Origin of the sequence: Bibersteinia trehalosi USDA-ARS-USMARC-188, assembly GCF_000521725.1 — a bacterium.
In the GTDB taxonomy this organism is placed as follows: Bacteria; Pseudomonadota; Gammaproteobacteria; order Enterobacterales; family Pasteurellaceae; genus Bibersteinia; species Bibersteinia trehalosi.
In genome coordinates this window covers 2,017,873-2,037,357 of record NZ_CP006954.1, presented here as the reverse complement: position 1 = coordinate 2,037,357, position 19,485 = coordinate 2,017,873, and the positions used below count along the sequence as shown (strand labels likewise).

General features: G+C 42.7%; 13 protein-coding genes, 5 tRNA genes and 3 rRNA genes. 13 read left to right on the top strand and 8 right to left on the bottom strand.

Annotation, left to right across the window (positions count from 1 at the left end; genetic code table 11):
• Positions 1 to 303 precede the first annotated feature (303 nt).
• The 6 genes from F542_RS09210 to F542_RS09185 form a co-directional block, all read right to left on the bottom strand.
• Complete coding sequence (locus F542_RS09210) at positions 304 to 2,505, bottom strand: TonB-dependent receptor domain-containing protein (protein WP_025267381.1); 2,202 nt, start codon at positions 2,503 to 2,505, stop codon at positions 304 to 306.
• A complete protein-coding gene (locus tag F542_RS09205; protein ID WP_025267380.1) occupies positions 2,505 to 3,776 on the bottom strand; it encodes a HupA family protein in 1,272 nt (423 codons plus the stop codon). The genes F542_RS09210 and F542_RS09205 overlap by 1 nt, the downstream gene beginning before the upstream one ends.
• Positions 3,777 to 3,812: 36 nt before the next feature.
• Positions 3,813 to 4,511 (bottom strand): ChaN family lipoprotein, encoded by a 699-nt coding sequence (locus F542_RS09200; RefSeq protein ID WP_231882700.1) that lies wholly within the window; start codon positions 4,509 to 4,511, stop codon positions 3,813 to 3,815.
• Positions 4,512 to 4,709: 198 nt separating this feature from the next.
• The gene (locus F542_RS09195) at positions 4,710 to 5,513 is read right to left on the bottom strand and encodes a heme ABC transporter ATP-binding protein (RefSeq protein ID WP_015431773.1); all 804 of its coding nucleotides are present in this window, start codon (positions 5,511 to 5,513) and stop codon (positions 4,710 to 4,712) included.
• Entirely contained in the window at positions 5,510 to 6,496 is a 987-nt protein-coding gene (locus F542_RS09190; RefSeq protein ID WP_025267378.1) for a FecCD family ABC transporter permease, read from the bottom strand. Before F542_RS09190 ends, F542_RS09195 begins: the two co-directional genes overlap by 4 nt.
• Positions 6,496 to 7,341, bottom strand: a complete 846-nt coding sequence (locus F542_RS09185; protein WP_025267377.1) for a heme/hemin ABC transporter substrate-binding protein — start codon at positions 7,339 to 7,341, stop codon at positions 6,496 to 6,498. The genes F542_RS09190 and F542_RS09185 overlap by 1 nt, the downstream gene beginning before the upstream one ends.
• 148 nt (positions 7,342 to 7,489) lie before the next feature.
• Between F542_RS09185 and rffA the strand changes: the two genes are divergently transcribed.
• The 13 genes from rffA to rrf all read left to right on the top strand — a co-directional run bounded on the left by rffA (position 7,490) and on the right by rrf (position 17,979).
• Positions 7,490 to 8,629: a dTDP-4-amino-4,6-dideoxygalactose transaminase gene (gene rffA, locus F542_RS09180; RefSeq protein WP_025267376.1), complete on the top strand. Its 1,140-nt coding sequence runs from the start codon at positions 7,490 to 7,492 to the stop codon at positions 8,627 to 8,629.
• On the top strand, positions 8,629 to 9,684 hold the full coding sequence (locus F542_RS09175) for a TDP-N-acetylfucosamine:lipid II N-acetylfucosaminyltransferase (protein ID WP_025267375.1): 1,056 nt from the start codon (positions 8,629 to 8,631) through the stop codon (positions 9,682 to 9,684). The genes rffA and F542_RS09175 overlap by 1 nt, the downstream gene beginning before the upstream one ends.
• 36 nt (positions 9,685 to 9,720) lie before the next feature.
• Positions 9,721 to 10,152, top strand: a complete 432-nt coding sequence (locus tag F542_RS09170) for a hypothetical protein (protein ID WP_025267374.1) — start codon at positions 9,721 to 9,723, stop codon at positions 10,150 to 10,152.
• Between the two features lie 44 nt (positions 10,153 to 10,196).
• The gene (locus F542_RS09165; protein WP_025267373.1) at positions 10,197 to 11,453 is read left to right on the top strand and encodes a WzyE family oligosaccharide polymerase; all 1,257 of its coding nucleotides are present in this window, start codon (positions 10,197 to 10,199) and stop codon (positions 11,451 to 11,453) included.
• Positions 11,441 to 12,142 (top strand): lipopolysaccharide N-acetylmannosaminouronosyltransferase, encoded by a 702-nt coding sequence (gene wecG, locus F542_RS09160; RefSeq protein WP_025267372.1) that lies wholly within the window; start codon positions 11,441 to 11,443, stop codon positions 12,140 to 12,142. The genes F542_RS09165 and wecG overlap by 13 nt, the downstream gene beginning before the upstream one ends.
• Before the next feature lie 136 nt (positions 12,143 to 12,278).
• Positions 12,279 to 12,355, top strand: a tRNA-Arg gene (locus F542_RS09155).
• 29 nt (positions 12,356 to 12,384) lie between these two features.
• A tRNA-His gene (locus tag F542_RS09150) sits at positions 12,385 to 12,460 on the top strand.
• 6 nt (positions 12,461 to 12,466) lie between these two features.
• A tRNA-Pro gene (locus tag F542_RS09145) sits at positions 12,467 to 12,543 on the top strand.
• A gap of 175 nt (positions 12,544 to 12,718) precedes the next feature.
• Positions 12,719 to 14,258, top strand: a 16S ribosomal RNA gene (locus tag F542_RS09140).
• Positions 14,259 to 14,332: 74 nt separating this feature from the next.
• Positions 14,333 to 14,409, top strand: a tRNA-Ile gene (locus F542_RS09135).
• 40 nt (positions 14,410 to 14,449) lie between these two features.
• Positions 14,450 to 14,525, top strand: a tRNA-Ala gene (locus tag F542_RS09130).
• Between the two features lie 280 nt (positions 14,526 to 14,805).
• Positions 14,806 to 17,700, top strand: a 23S ribosomal RNA gene (locus F542_RS09125).
• A gap of 163 nt (positions 17,701 to 17,863) precedes the next feature.
• Positions 17,864 to 17,979: ribosomal RNA gene (rrf, locus tag F542_RS09120) — 5S ribosomal RNA — on the top strand.
• The 16S, 23S and 5S rRNA genes sit together here with 5 tRNA genes alongside, the layout of an rRNA operon.
• A 216-nt stretch (positions 17,980 to 18,195) precedes the next feature.
• Here the strand turns inward: rrf and hslO are convergent.
• Together hslO and hslR are read right to left on the bottom strand one after the other, a co-directional pair.
• Complete coding sequence (gene hslO / locus F542_RS09115; protein WP_015431781.1) at positions 18,196 to 19,065, bottom strand: Hsp33 family molecular chaperone HslO; 870 nt, start codon at positions 19,063 to 19,065, stop codon at positions 18,196 to 18,198.
• A complete protein-coding gene (hslR, locus tag F542_RS09110; RefSeq protein WP_015431782.1) occupies positions 19,062 to 19,460 on the bottom strand; it encodes a ribosome-associated heat shock protein Hsp15 in 399 nt (132 codons plus the stop codon). The genes hslO and hslR overlap by 4 nt, the downstream gene beginning before the upstream one ends.
• Positions 19,461 to 19,485: the final 25 nt, after the last annotated feature.

Genomic DNA, 19,485 nt, shown 5'->3' with positions numbered 1-19,485 from the left:
CCTAAGGAAATCGATATTAATACATAAAAACATTGTTATTGTGCCATTTTTTAAGCGCTGTTTTAATTGTGTTTTACATTTTTTTAACAAAAAGTTTTTCGTTTTGTGATCTATCTCAAAAAATGAATTTGGAAAAAGAGAGTTATTGATAATCGCTATTATCTTCGTTGTCCGATAAGGCTATTTTGCAGATTTTTGCTAAAAATTGAGCGCTTGTTTTATGATAAGAAATATGAAAACTTTGCTAAATAAAAGGGTTGTTAAGTATTTTGTTTGTAACAAAATATTAACAACCTTCTCTATTTAGAAACGAATTTCGCCGCCAACAACATAAGTACGTCCACGTGCATAATTGGTGAACTTCGTACTATCGTCATTAGAATGCTGTGAGCGAGTAGTATTTTGGCTGTTTAATGGATCAATATATAATGCATTCAGTAAGTTCTGTATGCTTGCTTTTAGCATAAAGTGCTTATTAAATTCATAGATCGCATAAAGATCCACTATCGCTGGGTTGGTTGGCAATACTTCTACTTCATGGCGTTTACCCGCAGTGGCATCAATGCCTTTTGGTGATAGACGTTTCGCTTTGCCAGTATATTTAATGATACTACCTAGAGTTAGACGGTTATCAAACCAACGTGTACCAATATCTAATGTACCGTAATGTTTTGGTAGCTCATAAATATCACCAAAACCAAAGCCATCCATTGAGCTCTGTACGCCTAGGGGCTGAGAGGTTTTTTGGTAGCTATAAGTTAGCCGAGCAAAATAACGAGGACTATTATAGTGTAATTCTAATTCTGCACCACTGGTTCGCACAGGCTCTAAACTGTTAATCGACATTTGAGCGTGGAAACTGCCGGAGCCAATATCATCTTTATCCGTAGTCAGGTTGCCTTTCGTTGAAATATAGAATGATTCAGAAGTAATATAGTTACGAATCATAGAGCGATAATAGAGCAGCTTAATGCCTAAATAGTCTCCATTAGTAAAAAGATCATTTTTGAACGTATTGAAGCCTACCTGATAAGTTTTCGCTTTTTCTGGTTTTAAAAACGGATTCATTGAGCCGCCATTCTCATTGTTAAAAAACACTTCTTGAATATTTGGCATTCGTGTTGAGCGTGTAGCACTCACAAATGGACTAAACCAATCACTCAGTTCAACTAATAATTGTACAGACGGATCTAACGCATAGTGCATCATTTTGATGTTGTAAGCACCTTGAGGGAAGCAAGGAATCGTATATTCACCAACAGAACCACATTCTGGCTTAAATCCAGTAAAAGTTGAGCGAGTGTAATTCACACCACCTTCTAAATTGTAAATAGATTTTTTCCAGTCGAAACTTAAAAAGCTACTTAAAATCTGTTGGCGACCACTCGGCGCAAATGGGGTGTATTCCAAATTATCTTGATTTTTGCCCGTCGCTTTACGTGCATAACGATTGGTGAAATAACCTGCTCCATAATTTAATGTAAGATCACTTTCAGCTACTTTAAAATAGCTACTATTTTTTAAATTGATATAGCGCGATTGGTTGGTGGTAGAGGCATCGGTGAGTTCCCAAAGCGCAGAGTCATTATCATAATTTTGCTTATTGTCTGTTTTTGCCAGTAATAGTTCTAAATTGATCAGATCAGAATTTGGCATATAGCGATAAGTGAGCCCCTGATGATTATTGGTTAATGTTCGTCCACCAATATTAGTCTCATATTTGCGGGCATCTAAGACTAGTTCATGTGAAGCGCTTGGTTTTAGCTCAAATTTTGCTAACCATGAATTCGGGTGTTGATTCATTCGCTTAACATAATTATTGTCTGAGGCGTAAGTACCATCACCACGTTTATAGTTTGAACCACTCGCTCGCTTGTTGTAGGCAAATAAACCACCAACACTGCCTTGAGTAAAGGCTTCGGTTTTACCAGCCAGCGCAAGCATGGCGTTATAGCCAAGCGCATTGCTACCATAACTAAATTTAGAACGTACGCCCACTTTATTTTCACTGAAAACAATATCATCAACCCCTAAGGTTTTAAATTCTGCTACGCCAGATAGTGCATTAATGCTTTTTTCTCCTTTAGCAAAGCCTTTATGGACACTGATAGAACTTAAAAAATTGGGCTCAATCATCGCACCGAACTGGCTGCTTGGAGGGAGGCCTCCATGTTCATCATGAAAGCGGCGATCTCCATTGGCGGATGTGCCAAAAAAAGTTTGTGGTACACCATCAATGGTGGTATTGACGCGGCCTAATCCTGACATACCGCGAATATTGACATTAATTGTGCCCTGTGCAGGATCAATATTCGTGAAAGTACCAGGTAAAGCACGTACAATACTATCAAGTGACTGCAATTTTTTATCTTCACCCCGAGAGGTGACACTCCCTGTTTTAAAGACATTCGAGCCGATTACTTTTACCTCATCTAAGGTTGCAACATCTGCAAATGCATAAGAAATACAACTCGCTACCCAAACTGCCAGTACGGTTTTTTTCATTATTTTGTTACCTCTGTTGCACCAAAGCTCATAAAGTTGCTGCTACCCTGAATTTCACCTACGACTTCTTGTGCTTTGTCACCGGCAAAAATGCCACCAACTACGCCAGTATTACGTGTTTTGCCATCATCAGTATAAGAGAGTGCGCCAAGTGGATTGGTAAATGAGATGACGCTATTATCTGTTTTGATATCTGTTTGGTTAATCGAAACATCAATTTTGCGGAATTGTTGCATTTTCGCCTCTAAATCCTTTTCCCACTGCGCCTCTAATTTGGCGTACTCTTCTTTTGAGATCAGTTTTAGATTCTCTTTATCATCTTCCCATTCATCTTTATCTGTTGTGTAGATTTCTCTAAACTCTTCAGGGAAGAAACGTTTAACCGAGCTATCCAATAAGCGGTCATTACGGTTAGTTAATTTGCCACTGATTTTCATGGCATCAAAATCAGCATTTAGCTCAATATTGCCAAGATGAATATCATTACTATTCGGTGCAGTTTGTGCCAAGGTATGACCTCGGTAGGTGGCTTGCCCCTTGCTTTTCAGATCAATATCAGGTTTAGTTGGTAGTGCTACATAACCACTCATTATTGAATCAATAGGGTCTCCGCCAACAGTGGGGGTTTTAGCAGATTTCCATGTGTTGTAACTAGAATATTGCTGGTTCACAAAATGAATATTCGCAATAGGCTGCCCAGAGCTATTTAAAATCTCCAGCATTTGGATCTTGCTTGGATCGATGTCTGCACTAGACATAAAGCTTGGTGTGTAGCTGGTTGAGGCTCGGGTTGCTTGATCGCGGAAATCTTTAACCGTGTTACCATCTACATAACGAGAGTCGCCATTGGTATAAGCTGCTGCCCCAAGTTGTGGTGAAATTTTACCGTTTTGGCTAGCTTGCAATGGGTTATTGACGGAGGTATCGCTGCTTGGGATAAAGTTAGCGATTTGTCGCCACTTAGTTTTTCCCTGTGGATCAAGCTGAGTTTCGAGCTGTTCCCGTTTTTGTTTTTCGGCATACTGCTTTTCGGCTTGCTCTTTTGCTTTTTGTTCCTTTTCTGCTTTTTCCTTCTCTTGGCGTTCCTTTTCAAGACGAGCCTTTTCTGCTGCTTTGTCTTTTTCAGCTTGCTCTTGTTTAGCTTTATCCACGCCTTGTTCAGTTTGGTTTGTTACAGGGCTAGATTTATTACTACTACCAGAGCAGGCGGTTAAGCTACCAAGCAGTGCGAGGCTAATACAGATTGCCAGAGAGTGTTTTTTCAATGTCATAATTGTCTCCTAGAGTGAGTGAAGTGATAAGTGAGATTATTTTAAAATCCAATAGTAGTCGGCATCTTTAGCGCTTATATTTTCAGAGGTTGCGCCAAGCAAGATACTTGTGATCTTGATATTTGGTGCAAGATCAGCTAGATGCAGTGGTACGCCAATTTGCCGATTAACATGGTGATTTCCGGCAATCAACAAGCTCGGCGTTTTAGCCTGAGCGAGTTTTTCTGCCATGCGCCGATCTCTAAATTGTTGAACTTGCACCATTTTGCGAATTATTTCGCTATTTTTACCGCTTGTGGTCTCAAAGCCATGTTGCGCAGTAATGAGATCTGCAATTTTCTGCTGAACATTAGTGGTAGTAGAGCGATAGCCGTTGAGAGGCTCTGCGCCACGCATTAAAGTTTGCACTTCTTCTTGCGTTAAATTAGTCGCAAGCACTTCGGTTTGATTGGCAAAAGCACTTTGGATTAAGTCTGCGTAATACGCCCAATTCCAGCTTTGTTTCCAGCGTAATATTGAAGGTAAGTTATGCATGTAAGCGCTCGGATTTTGCGAAATTTTTGCAATATCAGCTTGTTGATCGATACTCAACATTTCTAAGGCAATACTGCCTTGCGCACGAGTTTGTTGTAGCTGTTTAAGTAGCCAAAATTGAGCTTGGTGATGTTTAAGCTCATCGTGTTGTTCACCAATTAGGAGGTAGTCATGTGTTGCAATTTGTTTGGCAAATTGCATAGGGCTAAGGCGTTGACCTGTATGTAAATCAACAACTTCTCCTAATTCATGTAATTGGATTTGCGTAACCGATGAGCTGCAAGCAGTGATGAAAAATAGGCTAATCAGAGTAATTAGCCTATGATTTAAGAAAAGCATACATAAAAACCAATAATGATAATTATTATCGATCTTAATGCTTGTAATAAGTATTGTCAATCACTCTAATAGCTGAATTTGCGGCATCGCACTCTTTTTGTGCGGGACGATCTCTACCTCTGCGTGATACCACTGCTCAATACTTTTTTTGTTAATGAGTTGAACGGGGGAGCCTTGAGCTTGTAAGCGATTTTCAGCCAGTAATAGCAATTGATCAGCGTAGAGTGCGGCAAGGTTGAGGTCATGTAAGATACAGCAGACCGTTAGCCCTTTTTCTTGACACAATTTTTTAAGTAGCCGTAGGCATTGCTGCTGATGATAGAGATCAAAAGCGGAGGTGGGTTCATCCAAGAAAAGTAACTTAGTACGCATATCTTGATCCCATAGCTGCAACAGCGCTCGTGCTAGCTGAACTCGTTGTTGTTCCCCGCCGGAAAGTTGGCGGTATGCTTTATGTTTCAACTCGGTACATTCGCTAGCAGCAATTACAGTGGGTAAAAATTGCTCTACTTCGCTTTGGCGGCGGTGGTAGCCGCCCATGCGAATCACGTCCTCAACAGTAAATGGAAAATTAAGCTGGCTGTGTTGGCGCATTACTGCACGTTTTTTGGCTAATTCTGTCGCCGAAAAAGTAGAAATGCGTTTTTCTTGTAAATAAATATCACCTTGTGTTGGTTGTAAATAGCCAGACAGCAAGCGCATCAAGGTGGATTTTCCTGCTCCGTTTGGGCCAATTAACACAGTCATTTTTCCTTGCGGAAGATTGAGAGAAATATCTTGCAACAATATTCTGCCATTGAGTTCAAAGGTTAGATTGGCAGTGCTTAGCAAGCGGTTATTTGGGGTTGAAATTTTACCAATCATCGCTCCTCCTTATATTTGATAACAAGCCAGAGGAAATAAGGTGCACCAAGGAAACTGGTTAGCATACCTACCGGTAATTCAGCGGGAGCAAAAGCAGTACGTGCAAGGGTATCTGCAACCAGTAATAAAATAGCTCCAGCGATTGCAGAGGCGGGCAATACCCAACGATGGTCTGCGCCAAATTTAAAGCGTATTAGGTGGGGGATAAGTAAGCCGATAAAGCCGATTGCACCACTAACAGCTACGGCAGCCCCGACTAATAGAGCGCCTAAGAAAATCAGACGTTTTTTTAAGTTAATGACATCTAGCCCTAGATAGTGTGCTTCCTCATCGCCGAGTTGTAATAGGTTGAGTTGCTTGGCAAGTGTAAAAGAGTAGGCAGCTAACGGCAAAATTACCAGACTGGCGGCGATGAGTGGCTGCCATTGCGCTTGCCCTAAGCTACCCATTGTCCACAATGTAAATTGGCGGAGCTGTTGATCATTACTAATGTAGGTAAGCATGCCAACAAGCGCAAAACAAAGCGCATTTACGGCAATACCGGCAAGCAGCAGTTTTTGCATTGATGCATGGGCACGGTAGCTGAGAGCATAAATTAACGTTGAGACAGTTAAGCTTCCAAGGAATGCGATCAGCATCGTGCCATAAATTAACCATGCTTGTGGCAATAAATTTGGAAGTAAGATTGAGAGAGCCACAGCAAGGCTGGCGCCACTATTTACACCAATTAACGCGGGATCGGCCATTGGGTTATGAAATAGTCCCTGAAAGAGAGCGCCGGAAACAGCGAGAGCAAGCCCCACCACTACGGCAAGTAAAATACGCGGCAGGCGGATATTTAACCAAATTTGCCATGTGCTATCTTTAAAATCGGCTTGTGCGAGATCGTGCCAAGTTAAAGAAAATGCACCGATATTTGAACTAATTAATAGCGCGGCAATAAGTAAGCAAAACAGTATGGATAAGTAAAATGAACGATTCATCACTTACCCTTCATCGTTAATGCTTGCTCTGCTGCAAGGCGCATTTTGTGTAATTCTTGTGGCATAGTTAAACCAAAAGCCAGAAAGGCAATATCATCTACGACCACAAGCTGTTTATGCTTGCCGGCATTGGTATGTGCAAGCCCTGGGAGATTCCAGATTTCATCTGGTGAGTTAAAGCTTTGTAAACTTAGGCTGGTCAGCACGACAAGATCAGGATTTGCGGCAATAATACCTTCCTGTGAAATCGGCGCAAAACGCATTGCATTTCCCATTGCATTTTTCGCGCCAATCAGACGAATTGCGGTATCTGCAACGGTATCTTTACCCGCCGCCATTTGATTGCTCCCTGCGCGATTGATTACAAACAGAATATTCACATCGAGTGGTGAGTTTTTTACTGCTGCAATGTCTTTGGTAAATTTTTCAGCTAAAGCGACCGCTTGCGGTTGCTTATTCGTGATTTTGCCAAGTTGATGAATCTTTTCTACTACGCTTTCTACGCTATATTGCAAGGGAACTTGCTCAATTTTTACTCCCGCATCAGCCAATTGTTCAAGTACTATAGAAGGCTGTGCAGCTTGTGTCGCGATAATGTGAGTTGGTTTTAGTGCTAAGATACCTTCTGCATTGAGTTGGCGCATGTAGCCTACATCAGGTAAGGCTTGTACTGCTTTTGGTACAGTACTGGTTGTATCTCTGCCAACTAAATTTTGTTCGGCATTTAGTGCATATAAGATTTCTGTGACATCACCGCCAATGCTAATAACACGATCTTGTGCATATGTTGCATTCACGAATGCAAAACAAGCGCTCAGAAAAAAAGGAAGTTTGACAAAATTCATATTTAAACCCCTAAAAATCAAAAGGGCTTAATTCTATACTATTGAGAATTATTATCAATATTTTTGTAAGGCGCTTTGTGTGCAAAGGCTTGATTTGAATTATCAACAAGCCCTAGAATAACTTCAGTTTATTTATGAAAAACAGTTTATGATTCCTTTTAATCAACCTTGCGTTGTTGGCAATGAACAAAGCTATTTACAACAAGCTATAATGAGTGGGCAGATTTCTGGTAATGGGCATTTTACTCATCTGTGTGAGCAGTGGATCCAGCAGTATTGCCATACGCCCAAAGCGTTACTTACGCCTTCGTGTACCGCAGCACTCGAAATGGCGGCACTTTTGCTTGATATTCAGGCGGGTGATGAAGTGATTATGCCGAGTTATACTTTTGTTTCCAGCGCGAATGCATTTGCCTTGCGTGGGGCGAAGATTGTGTTTGTGGATATTCGTCCAGATACCATGAATATTGATGAACGCTTGATTGAAGCGGCAATTACTCCGCGAACTCGTGCGATTGTTGCCGTGCACTATGCGGGAGTCGCATGTGAAATGGATACGATTATGGCAATTGCTGAACAATATGGGCTTTTTGTTGTAGAGGATGCCGCGCAAGCTGTGATGGCATACTATAAAGGCAGACCATTAGGCTCAATAGGGCATATTGGCTGTTATAGTTTTCACGAAACTAAAAATTATACGGCGGGTGGAGAAGGAGGCGCAATTTTGCTTAATGAGCCAACTTTTATTGAACGTGCGGAGATTATTCGTGAAAAAGGCACAAATCGTAGCCAATTTTTCCGTGGGCAAGTAGATAAATACACTTGGAAAGATCTTGGTTCAAGTTATTTGATGTCGGAATTACAGGCAGCTTATCTTTATGCTCAGCTAGTACAAGCGTCATTCATTAATCAAACCCGCTTACAGCTGTGGCAAAATTATTGGCAGGCTTTTCAACCCTTAGCTCAAAAAGGAGTTGTTGTTTTAGCCCAAATACCTGAATGCTGCATTCATAATGCACATCTTTTTTATCTTAAAGTTGCTGATCTTAATACACGAACAGCATTGATTACACATTTAAAAGTAAACAATATTTTGGCGGTTTTCCATTATGTTCCCCTGCATTCCAGCCCCGCAGGGCAGCGATTTGGACGATTTGTTGGTGACGATCGTTTTACGACTAAAGAAAGTGAACAATTAGTGCGTTTACCACTATTTTATAACCTTACCTTGGCAGAGCAGCAAAAAGTGATTCAAGCAGTCTGGGATTTTTTCAACAAGGAAGAGTAATGCTATATCATATTCTTGGCTCTGATATTTCTCAGCATAATCAAACGCTACTTCAATTCTTTCAAGAAGATATTCTGCCGAATAGTACACAGAAACATCACTTTTATGTTGTGTCGAAACAAGAGTTAAATTATCCACAGTTGTTGCTTACACGTTTTGAGAGTAAAAAAGCAATTGCCTTGGCGTTGATCACTTTAGCAAAGCGAGAACCACAGGCACGCTTTATTTTGCACGGGCAGTATAATACTTGGATTTGGTTTGCACTTTTTTGTGGAAAATTACCCGCTTGTCGCGTGGCATGGCATGTTTGGGGGGCGGATTTATACGAGGTTTCAAGCCGCTGGAAATTTAAATTGTTTTATCCTTTGCGCAGAATGATACAGCGGAGATTGCCGGCAATCTGGGCAACAAAAGGTGATCTTGAATATGTATGGAAGCATATTCGCGCAAAGCGTGAACGAGATCGGTTGATCTATTTTCCAAGCAAAATGCCTAATCTGCAGTGGGGCTATGACAGAAAAAGTCTCGAAGATGGTGAACTGACCATTCTATTGGGGAATTCTGGCGATCGCTCTAATAACCATCTAGCTGCCTTATCACAGTTAAACCAATACTTAGGGCATGCGATTAAGCTTGTTATCCCAATGGGTTATCCAGCGAATAATGAGAGTTATATCCGTGAAGTTGAGCAGGCTGCCAAGCGGTTATTTTTGAGCGAAAATGTGCAAATTTTGCGGAGTAAGATCGATTTTGCAGAATATTTACATATTTTAACCGCTTGCGATCTGGGCTATTTTAATTTTGAACGACAACAGGGGATCGGCACAATTTGCTTGCTGATCCAGCAAAATATCCCTGTAGTACTACATCCTAATAATCCATTTTGTTGCGATCTCCAAGCGGAGCAAGTGCCATTTTTAATGATAGATAATTTATCTCAGGCGAGCCTGTGCCAAACGCGAGAAGCATTACTGCAATGTGATAAAACTAAGATCGGATTTTTTTACCCGAATTATGTAAAAGGGTGGTTGGCTTGCTTAGAAACAATGCTATAGTGATAGTCATCATTTTGTTTAATAAGGAATTTAGCAATGACATTTAAAGCACTTTTAACTCTCTGTTGCGTGGTTTTTCTTTCTGGTTGTGTTGCTTCAAGCACCGATCCTAGTGTGGGAAAAAGCGATTTTGCTAAGTTACAACAGTGGTCAGAAAATGTTGAGCAGCTTGAACAGCAACTGCTGCAAACTAAACCTAAAAGTGAAGAGGAAGCAGTAAAGTTACTGGATAACTTATTTGACCAAGCAGTATTACAAGCAAAAGCGCTAGATTTACGCCATGTTGAAGTAAAAAATTTGCGTGATAAAGTGGTTGAGGGATTGGGATATCAGCGTGTAGTAATGCGCTCAATGATTTCACCAAAATATACTTCGGATAATGCTCAAGCATTTTACCAAAAAGCAGAGGGCTTAGCGGCTGAAGTGGAAACACTTTATGAAAAGTTAGAAAAAGAATTTGCGAAGTAATATGAAAACGGTGCGTTTTGCACCGTTTTGTCTTTAGGATAAAAATGGCACAGATTGTAGTTTTTCTGATTTATTGCTTGAGCCTTGTTTGGCTAGGCTATTCGATTTGGCGCAGTTATCGGCAACGGCATTTTTCTTTCTATTTGTTATTTAGCGTGCTATATGCGATCACTTTTTTCGCAGGTTTTCCGCTTTCGCTAATTATGGCAAATATGTTTGAATATACTCTGCCAGATTATGCTAGCCAACAGCGTGTATTTGGCTGGGCTATTTTGGCTTATTTAGTTTATCAGATGGGGTATCACATATTTTCAAGTAAAAACACGCTTACCCCAAAAGCAGATGTCGCAAGTTTTCATGCAAAAACGACCGCTTGCTTATTGGCGTTAGTGGGCGTTGGGAGCCTATTCATCTTTATCTATTTAAACGAAGGCTTGTTACTCTTTAAACTAGAAAAATACAGCCAGATTTTTTCGCCCTTGATCCAAGCTGTGCCTTTGAAGCGCTTCTTCTATTTCTTTTTACCAGCATTGCTCCTATTTTTTCTGCTCAAACCAAGTGTTAAGCGTTGGTGGTGGTTTTTAATCTTGTCGGTTATTTTCGGTATATTGAGCTATTTAGCGGTTGGTGGTACTCGAGCAAATTTAGCTATGGCAGGACTATTTTTCTTAATTTTAGGGCTTGAGAAACAGTATCTTTCCGTAAGATGGCTAGGATTGTTGGTAGCACTAGGCATTGTTGGTATGTTTTTGCTAGCGCTTGCACGTTATGGACTGGATATCCATGGGAAAGAAATTTACTTTACTTTCCTCTACCTTACTCGTGATACCTTCTCTCCTTGGGAAAATCTTGCACGTATCTTTAGTAGTGAAATGGAATACCAAGGGTTGATGCCAATTATTCGTGATTTTTATGTTTATATTCCAAAAAGTTTATGGCAAGAGCGCCCTGATATTGTTTGGAACAGCGCGAACTATTTCACTAAAACAGTATTAGGCAATCAATCAGGACTTGCAATATCACCAAGCTTATTAGGATCGTTCTATATTATGGGAGGTTATCCGCTCATTCCTATAGGAATGTTTTTAGTTGGTGGAATCATTGCAACGTTTGACCGTTTGTTTCAATATGGCTCGCGATATTCGGTTGTGCTACAAACCTTCTGTTTAGGGCAAGTGTTTAACTTGATTGTGCTTGTGCGAGAAGGTTTTGATGCGTTCTTTTCTCGTTTTTTCTTTTTTAGTCTGGTTTTTGCACTTTGTTGGCTGATTGCAAAAGGAGTTATACGATGGAAAAGATAGTGATTCGCGGCATTGAAGTGCTGGCTGCAGAAAATCAAGATGCATTAATTGCCTATTTACAATATAGAACAGGAGCATTAGTCGCCATTAATGCAGAAAAGGTGATTTTATGTGATGAAGATCCTGTATTAAAAAGATTAATCACACAAGCAGAATTTAAATATGCAGATGGTATTAGTATTGTTAAAGCCATGCAGCAAAAAAAAACACAGCACAGATTGGCAAGAATCGCGGGGGTTGATTTATGGCTCGCGCTGCTTCATGCAAGAAAAGGGGAGCCTGTTTTCTTAGTTGGCGCAGAGCGTGATACTCTTGCAAAAACGTATGAGAAATTAACCGCTTGTGGAATAAATATTGTTGGTATCCAAGATGGTTATTTCTCAGCAGAGGAAGAAGCTGTAATTATTGAGCGTATTAAACAGAGTGGTGCAAGCTTTGTGAGTGTTGCAATGGGAAGCCCAAAGCAGGAGATTTTTATTCAACGTGCTAAACAGCAACATCCTAATTGCCTTTATATGGGGGTAGGCGGAAGTTACGATGTATTTATTGGTAAAGTAAAGCGGGCCCCACAAAGTTGGCAAGAATTTGGTTTCGAATGGCTATATCGTTTATTAAAACAACCTACCCGTTGGCGTAGACAATTAAGATTAATTAAATATGCTTATTATTACGTCACAAAACAGCTCTAAATGTACTCTTTTTGACAATTAATATACATTTTGAATAAATTAAGAGCATACGAAAAACTTTTTTTAAAAAGTGCTAGACAAGTGAAAGTGAAATCACTAATATACGCCTCCGTTGCGACGCACTACTGAAAACAACGCGTTCGTAGCTCAGTTGGATAGAGCGTTGGCCTCCGGAGCCAAAGGTCGTAGGTTCAAATCCTATCGGACGCGCCAGGGTCAATCGCAATAATCCAATAGGAGTGGTGGCTATAGCTCAGTTGGTAGAGCCCTGGATTGTGATTCCAGTTGTCGTGGGTTCGAGTCCCATTAGCCACCCCATTAAATCGGCGAGTAGCGCAGCTTGGTAGCGCAACTGGTTTGGGACCAGTGGGTCGTAGGTTCAAATCCTATCTCGCCGACCATTTTTGTTCTTTAACAATATATCAGACAATCTGTGTGGGCACTTGTTGATTGATTAGTTAAAAATATTTTTTAATTTTGAAGTCTTAATAGGTGCTTAAACTAGAAATTCATTACTTCTATTTAATAGAAATAAAGCGATTTATAGCTAGCAGTTATTGAGCGATTAAACTTTTTGAATTGAAGAGTTTGATCATGGCTCAGATTGAACGCTGGCGGCAGGCTTAACACATGCAAGTCGAACGGTAGCAGGAAGAAGCTTGCTTCTTTGCTGACGAGTGGCGGACGGGTGAGTAATGCTTGGGAATCTGGCTTATGGAGGGGGATAACTACTGGAAACGGTAGCTAATACCGCGTAATATCGAGAGATTAAAGGGTGGGACTTTCGGGCCACCTGCCATAAGATGAGCCCAAGTGGGATTAGGTAGTTGGTGGGGTAAAGGCCTACCAAGCCTGCGATCTCTAGCTGGTCTGAGAGGATGGCCAGCCACACTGGAACTGAGACACGGTCCAGACTCCTACGGGAGGCAGCAGTGGGGAATATTGCACAATGGGGGGAACCCTGATGCAGCCATGCCGCGTGAATGAAGAAGGCCTTCGGGTTGTAAAGTTCTTTCGGTGATGAGGAAGGTGTTTTGTTTAATAGACAAAGCAATTGACGTTAGTCACAGAAGAAGCACCGGCTAACTCCGTGCCAGCAGCCGCGGTAATACGGAGGGTGCGAGCGTTAATCGGAATAACTGGGCGTAAAGGGCACGCAGGCGGATAGTTAAGTGAGATGTGAAAGCCCCGGGCTTAACCTGGGAATTGCATTTCAGACTGGCTATCTAGAGTATTTTAGGGAGGGGTAGAATTCCACGTGTAGCGGTGAAATGCGTAGAGATGTGGAGGAATACCGAAGGCGAAGGCAGCCCCTTGGGAATATACTGACGCTCATGTGCGAAAGCGTGGGGAGCAAACAGGATTAGATACCCTGGTAGTCCACGCTGTAAACGATGTTGATTTGGGGATTGGGCTTTAAGCTTGGTGCCCGTAGCTAACGTGATAAATCAACCGCCTGGGGAGTACGGCCGCAAGGTTAAAACTCAAATGAATTGACGGGGGCCCGCACAAGCGGTGGAGCATGTGGTTTAATTCGATGCAACGCGAAGAACCTTACCTACTCTTGACATCCATGGAATCTTGTAGAGATATGAGAGTGCCTTCGGGAACCATGAGACAGGTGCTGCATGGCTGTCGTCAGCTCGTGTTGTGAAATGTTGGGTTAAGTCCCGCAACGAGCGCAACCCTTATCCTTTGTTGCCAGCGATTTGGTCGGGAACTCAAAGGAGACTGCCAGTGATAAACTGGAGGAAGGTGGGGATGACGTCAAGTCATCATGGCCCTTACGAGTAGGGCTACACACGTGCTACAATGGTGCATACAGAGGGTAGCGAGCCAGCGATGGTGAGCCAATCTCAGAAAGTGCATCTAAGTCCGGATTGGAGTCTGCAACTCGACTCCATGAAGTCGGAATCGCTAGTAATCGCAAATCAGAATGTTGCGGTGAATACGTTCCCGGGCCTTGTACACACCGCCCGTCACACCATGGGAGTGGGTTGTACCAGAAGTAGATAGCTTAACCGCAAGGGGGGCGTTTACCACGGTATGATTCATGACTGGGGTGAAGTCGTAACAAGGTAACCGTAGGGGAACCTGCGGTTGGATCACCTCCTTACCAAGATAACTAAAACGACTGCAAGTGTTCACACAGATTGTTTGATATGAAAGACAAACCGAAGGTCATCCGTTGGGTCTGTAGCTCAGGTGGTTAGAGCGCACCCCTGATAAGGGTGAGGTCGGTGGTTCAAGTCCACTCAGACCCACCACTCATTACCATATGAGTGAACACAACGGAAAGATGAAATTGGGGATATAGCTCAGCTGGGAGAGCGCCTGCCTTGCACGCAGGAGGTCAGCGGTTCGATCCCGCTTATCTCCACCAATCATCATACCTAAGGTTGCAAGCGGTAGAAAATGCCAAGATTTTTGCAATTTTAGGTATGATGATAGGCGAAAGCCATTGTCTGATGTTCTTTAAAAAATTGGAAACAAGCTGAAAACTGAGAGATTTTTCAAGTTCGTTAAGTTTACGAGAGTAAATGACGAATAAATTGAAAGTCTGAGTAGTTCAAAATCTTGATTGAACAAAAGCAATCAAGTGTAGTTGTTAATGTTATTTAATCTTAAACCGTTTAAGATTCTTAAAATGTTTGAGGTTGTATAGTTAAGTGACTAAGCGCACAAGGTGGATGCCTTGGCAATCAGAGGCGAAGAAGGACGTGCTAATCTGCGAAAAGCTTGGATGAGTTGATAAGAAGCGTTTAATCCAAGATATCCGAATGGGGAAACCCAGTAGGTGAAGAACCTACTATCATTATCTGAATACATAGGATAATGAGGCAAACCGGGAGAACTGAAACATCTAAGTACCCCGAGGAAAAGAAATCAACCGAGATTTCGTTAGTAGCGGCGAGCGAACGCGAAAGAGCCAGTTAGTGATAGCTTGAATGTTAGGAGAATGAGTTGGGAAGCTCAGCGGCACAGGGTGATAGCCCCGTATCTAAAAACATTCTGGTGGTACTAGGCTAACGACAAGTAGGGCGGGACACGTGATATCCTGTTTGAAGATGGGGGGACCATCCTCCAAGGCTAAATACTCCTGATTGACCGATAGTGAACCAGTACTGTGAAGGAAAGGCGAAAAGAACCCCGGCGAGGGGAGTGAAATAGAACCTGAAACCTTGTGCGTACAAGCAGTGGGAGCCCTTCGGGGTGACTGCGTACCTTTTGTATAATGGGTCAGCGACTTATATTTTGTAGCAAGGTTAACTGAATAAGGGAGCCGTAGGGAAACCGAGTCTTAACTGGGCGAATAGTTGCAAGGTATAGACCCGAAACCCGGTGATCTAGCCATGGGCAGGTTGAAGGTTGGGTAACACTAACTGGAGGACCGAACCGACTAATGTTGAAAAATTAGCGGATGACTTGTGGCTGGGGGTGAAAGGCCAATCAAACCGGGAGATAGCTGGTTCTCCCCGAAATCTATTTAGGTAGAGCCTTGAGCGGACACCTTCGGGGGTAGAGCACTGTTTCGGCTAGGGGTCCATCCCGGATTACCAACCCGATGCAAACTGCGAATACCGAAGAGTGATACTCAGGAGACACACGGTGGGTGCTAACGTCCATCGTGGAGAGGGAAACAACCCAGACCGCCAGCTAAGGTCCCAAAGTCTATATTAAGTGGGAAACGAAGTGGGAAGGCTTAGACAGCTAGGATGTTGGCTTAGAAGCAGCCACCATTTAAAGAAAGCGTAATAGCTCACTAGTCGAGTCGGCCTGCGCGGAAGATGTAACGGGGCTAAAATATAGCACCGAAGCTGCGGCATCAGACGAAAGTCTGTTGGGTAGGGGAGCGTCGTGTAAGCGGAAGAAGGTGAATCGAGAGGTTTGCTGGACGTATCACGAGTGCGAATGCTGACATAAGTAACGATAAAACGAGTGAAAAACTCGTTCGCCGGAAGACTAAGGGTTCCTGTCCAACGTTAATCGGGGCAGGGTGAGTCGGCCCCTAAGGCGAGGCTGAAAAGCGTAGTCGATGGGAAACGGGTTAATATTCCCGTACTTGTAATAACTGCGATGTGGGGACGGAGAAGGTTAGGTTAGCAGACTGTTGGATGTCTGTTTAAGCTGGTAGGTGGAAGACTTAGGCAAATCCGGGTCTTCTTAACACCGAGAAGTGATGACGAGTTTCTAAGGAGATGAAGTAACTGATACCACGCTTCCAGGAAAAGCCACTAAGCTTCAGGTTATTATAAACCGTACTATAAACCGACACAGGTGGTCAGGTAGAGAATACTCAGGCGCTTGAGAGAACTCGGGTGAAGGAACTAGGCAAAATAGCACCGTAACTTCGGGAGAAGGTGCGCCGGCGTAGATTGTAGTCCCTAGCGGATGAAGGTTGAACCGGTCGAAGATACCAGCTGGCTGCAACTGTTTATTAAAAACACAGCACTCTGCAAACACGAAAGTGGACGTATAGGGTGTGATGCCTGCCCGGTGCTGGAAGGTTAATTGATGGTGTTATCGAAAGAGAAGCTCCTGATCGAAGCCCCAGTAAACGGCGGCCGTAACTATAACGGTCCTAAGGTAGCGAAATTCCTTGTCGGGTAAGTTCCGACCTGCACGAATGGCATAATGATGGCCAGGCTGTCTCCACCCGAGACTCAGTGAAATTGAAATCGCCGTGAAGATGCGGTGTACCCGCGGCTAGACGGAAAGACCCCGTGAACCTTTACTATAGCTTGACACTGAACATTGAATTTTGATGTGTAGGATAGGTGGGAGACTATGAAGATGATACGCCAGTATTGTTGGAGTCGTCCTTGAAATACCACCCTTTAACGTTTGATGTTCTAACGAAGATTACGAAACGTGGTCTCGGACAGTGTCTGGTGGGTAGTTTGACTGGGGCGGTCTCCTCCCAAAGCGTAACGGAGGAGCACGAAGGTTTGCTAATCACGGTCGGACATCGTGAGGTTAGTGCAATGGTATAAGCAAGCTTAACTGCGAGACAGACAAGTCGAGCAGGTGCGAAAGCAGGTCATAGTGATCCGGTGGTTCTGAATGGAAGGGCCATCGCTCAACGGATAAAAGGTACTCCGGGGATAACAGGCTGATACCGCCCAAGAGTTCATATCGACGGCGGTGTTTGGCACCTCGATGTCGGCTCATCACATCCTGGGGCTGAAGTAGGTCCCAAGGGTATGGCTGTTCGCCATTTAAAGTGGTACGCGAGCTGGGTTTAGAACGTCGTGAGACAGTTCGGTCCCTATCTGCCGTGGGCGTTGGAGAATTGGTTGGGGCTGCTCCTAGTACGAGAGGACCGGAGTGGACGCACCACTGGTGTTCCGGTTGTGTCGCCAGACGCATTGCCGGGTAGCTAAGTGCGGAAGAGATAAGTGCTGAAAGCATCTAAGCACGAAACTTGCCAAGAGATGAGTTCTCCCTAGCTATAAGCTAGTAAGGGTTGTTGGAGACTACGACGTAGATAGGCTGGGTGTGTAAGTGTTGCGAGACATTGAGCTAACCAGTACTAATTGCCCGAGAGGCTTAACTATACAACCTCAAGCGTTTTAGATAAAACAAAAACATCGGAACGGTTGAGGAATTAACAGAGTGTGCGAAAAGAAAGCACAAGAACGAAGAATCAGAATTTAGCTTGTTTCAAATTTAACGAAGAAAGAACAAACAATATAACGGACAGAAATCATCGAAGATTTTCCTGATGTCCATAGTGCTGTGGTACCACCTGACCCCATACCGAACTCAGAAGTGAAACGCAGTAACGCCGATGGTAGTGTGGGGTTTCCCCATGTGAGAGTAGGGCAACATCAGGGTTTAATTTAAGGAACCCCAAGTCGCAAGGCTTGGGGTTTTTGCTTTTGGATGTTTTGAGTTTATCCGAAATGTTTTATTGTATCTGCTACGTATCCGCTACACTTTTGCAGATTTTTAGTGAAAATAAACCGCTTGTATTTGAATAATACAAAGCGGTAGTAGATGATATGTCAAATATAAAAAACAGCTGTAGAAAGCAGTTATAATTATATTATTTAAGTTCTAGCTTTACGTAATTCTTCGATAGCAGTTTCATCAAAGAAATACTGCGTACCACAACATTCACACTGAATATCAATGATGCCATCTTTTTCAGCAAGCATTGCATCTACCTCTAAATCTGGTAGCAACATAATTGCTGTGCCAGAACGTTCACGAGAGCAGCCACATTTAAATTCAGTTGGCTGGGCGGGATAAACTTCAACGGTTTCTTCGTGAAATAATCGATGTAACAGTTCTTCAGCGGTTAAACCAAAAAGTTCATCTTCTTTGATTGTGCTTGCTAGGGTTGAAAGATGCTCAAAATCTTCTGGTGTCCCAGTGCCATCTGGCATAATTTGTAACAGCGTTCCACCTGCGACTGCTTTACCATCAAATTCCCCTACGCGAATAAATAAATGCGTTTGGAGTTGTTCAGAACGTGCGAAATAATCTTCTAAGCATTCGCTAATTGTTGGTTTATCTAAACCAATTACACCTTGATAACGTTCCCCTTCTTCTGGAATGATCGAAATGACTAACACACCATTACCGATCATTTGATGTAAAGTGGCATCATCACTAATCTCGCCTTCTACTTTTGCTAAAGCTCGCAGTTGTTGTCTATCATTGCCATTTACTACCGCCATTTTTAACGCACCATCACCTTGAATTTGCACGGTAATCGTGCCTTCAAATTTTAAAGTTGCGGTTAGAAGGCTAGTTGCTACCAACATTTCCCCAAGTAAATTTTGCACTGCTTTTGGGTAGTGATGGGTGTTAAGTGTTTCGGTAAAGGTGTCGTTTAAACGCACCCATTCGCCACGTACTGCACGGTTTTGGAATAGGTAGCGATAGAGTTTGTCATTGTCTTGCGTATAAGTCATAAAATATCCGAATTGATCTGTTTGAATTTAAGTAAATCTCGCCGTTCTTTTTTATTTGGGCGATGATCTGAATAGGGCATAGAAAGTGTTGCTGCTTTACGTTGCTCACGGGCTTCAATACTCTGTTCAGTTTCACGATAAAGTTTTTGTGCTTCTGGCGCGCCACGGCGTTGATCGCTTAGTGCTACCACAGCCACCTCTTTTTCTTCGTTACCTTGGCGTAATCTAATGATTGCTCCAATCTCTACGATTTTGCTGGTTTTTGCACGTTGTCCATTATAGTGAACCTTTCCCCCTTCAATCATTGCCTTTGCTAAACTGCGGGTTTTATAAAAGCGAGCAGCCCAAAGCCATTTATCTAAGCGCACGCTATTATCTTGTATTTGATTTTTCATGTTGTATCCAATAGAAAAACAATCG

Bases quoted from the DNA above. Each gene is read 5' to 3' on its own strand.
- F542_RS09210 (WP_025267381.1), bottom strand. From the start codon at position 2,505: ATGAAAAAAACCGTACTGGCAGTTTGGGTAGCGAGTTGTATTTCTTAT.
- F542_RS09205 (WP_025267380.1), bottom strand. From the start codon at position 3,776: ATGACATTGAAAAAACACTCTCTGGCAATCTGTATTAGCCTCGCACTG.
- F542_RS09200 (WP_231882700.1), bottom strand. From the start codon at position 4,511: ATGCAATTTGCCAAACAAATTGCAACACATGACTACCTCCTAATTGGT.
- F542_RS09195 (WP_015431773.1), bottom strand. From the start codon at position 5,513: ATGATTGGTAAAATTTCAACCCCAAATAACCGCTTGCTAAGCACTGCC.
- F542_RS09190 (WP_025267378.1), bottom strand. From the start codon at position 6,496: ATGAATCGTTCATTTTACTTATCCATACTGTTTTGCTTACTTATTGCC.
- F542_RS09185 (WP_025267377.1), bottom strand. From the start codon at position 7,341: ATGAATTTTGTCAAACTTCCTTTTTTTCTGAGCGCTTGTTTTGCATTC.
- rffA (WP_025267376.1), top strand. From the start codon at position 7,490: ATGATTCCTTTTAATCAACCTTGCGTTGTTGGCAATGAACAAAGCTAT.
- F542_RS09175 (WP_025267375.1), top strand. From the start codon at position 8,629: ATGCTATATCATATTCTTGGCTCTGATATTTCTCAGCATAATCAAACG.
- F542_RS09170 (WP_025267374.1), top strand. From the start codon at position 9,721: ATGACATTTAAAGCACTTTTAACTCTCTGTTGCGTGGTTTTTCTTTCT.
- F542_RS09165 (WP_025267373.1), top strand. From the start codon at position 10,197: ATGGCACAGATTGTAGTTTTTCTGATTTATTGCTTGAGCCTTGTTTGG.
- wecG (WP_025267372.1), top strand. From the start codon at position 11,441: ATGGAAAAGATAGTGATTCGCGGCATTGAAGTGCTGGCTGCAGAAAAT.
- hslO (WP_015431781.1), bottom strand. From the start codon at position 19,065: ATGACTTATACGCAAGACAATGACAAACTCTATCGCTACCTATTCCAA.
- hslR (WP_015431782.1), bottom strand. From the start codon at position 19,460: ATGAAAAATCAAATACAAGATAATAGCGTGCGCTTAGATAAATGGCTT.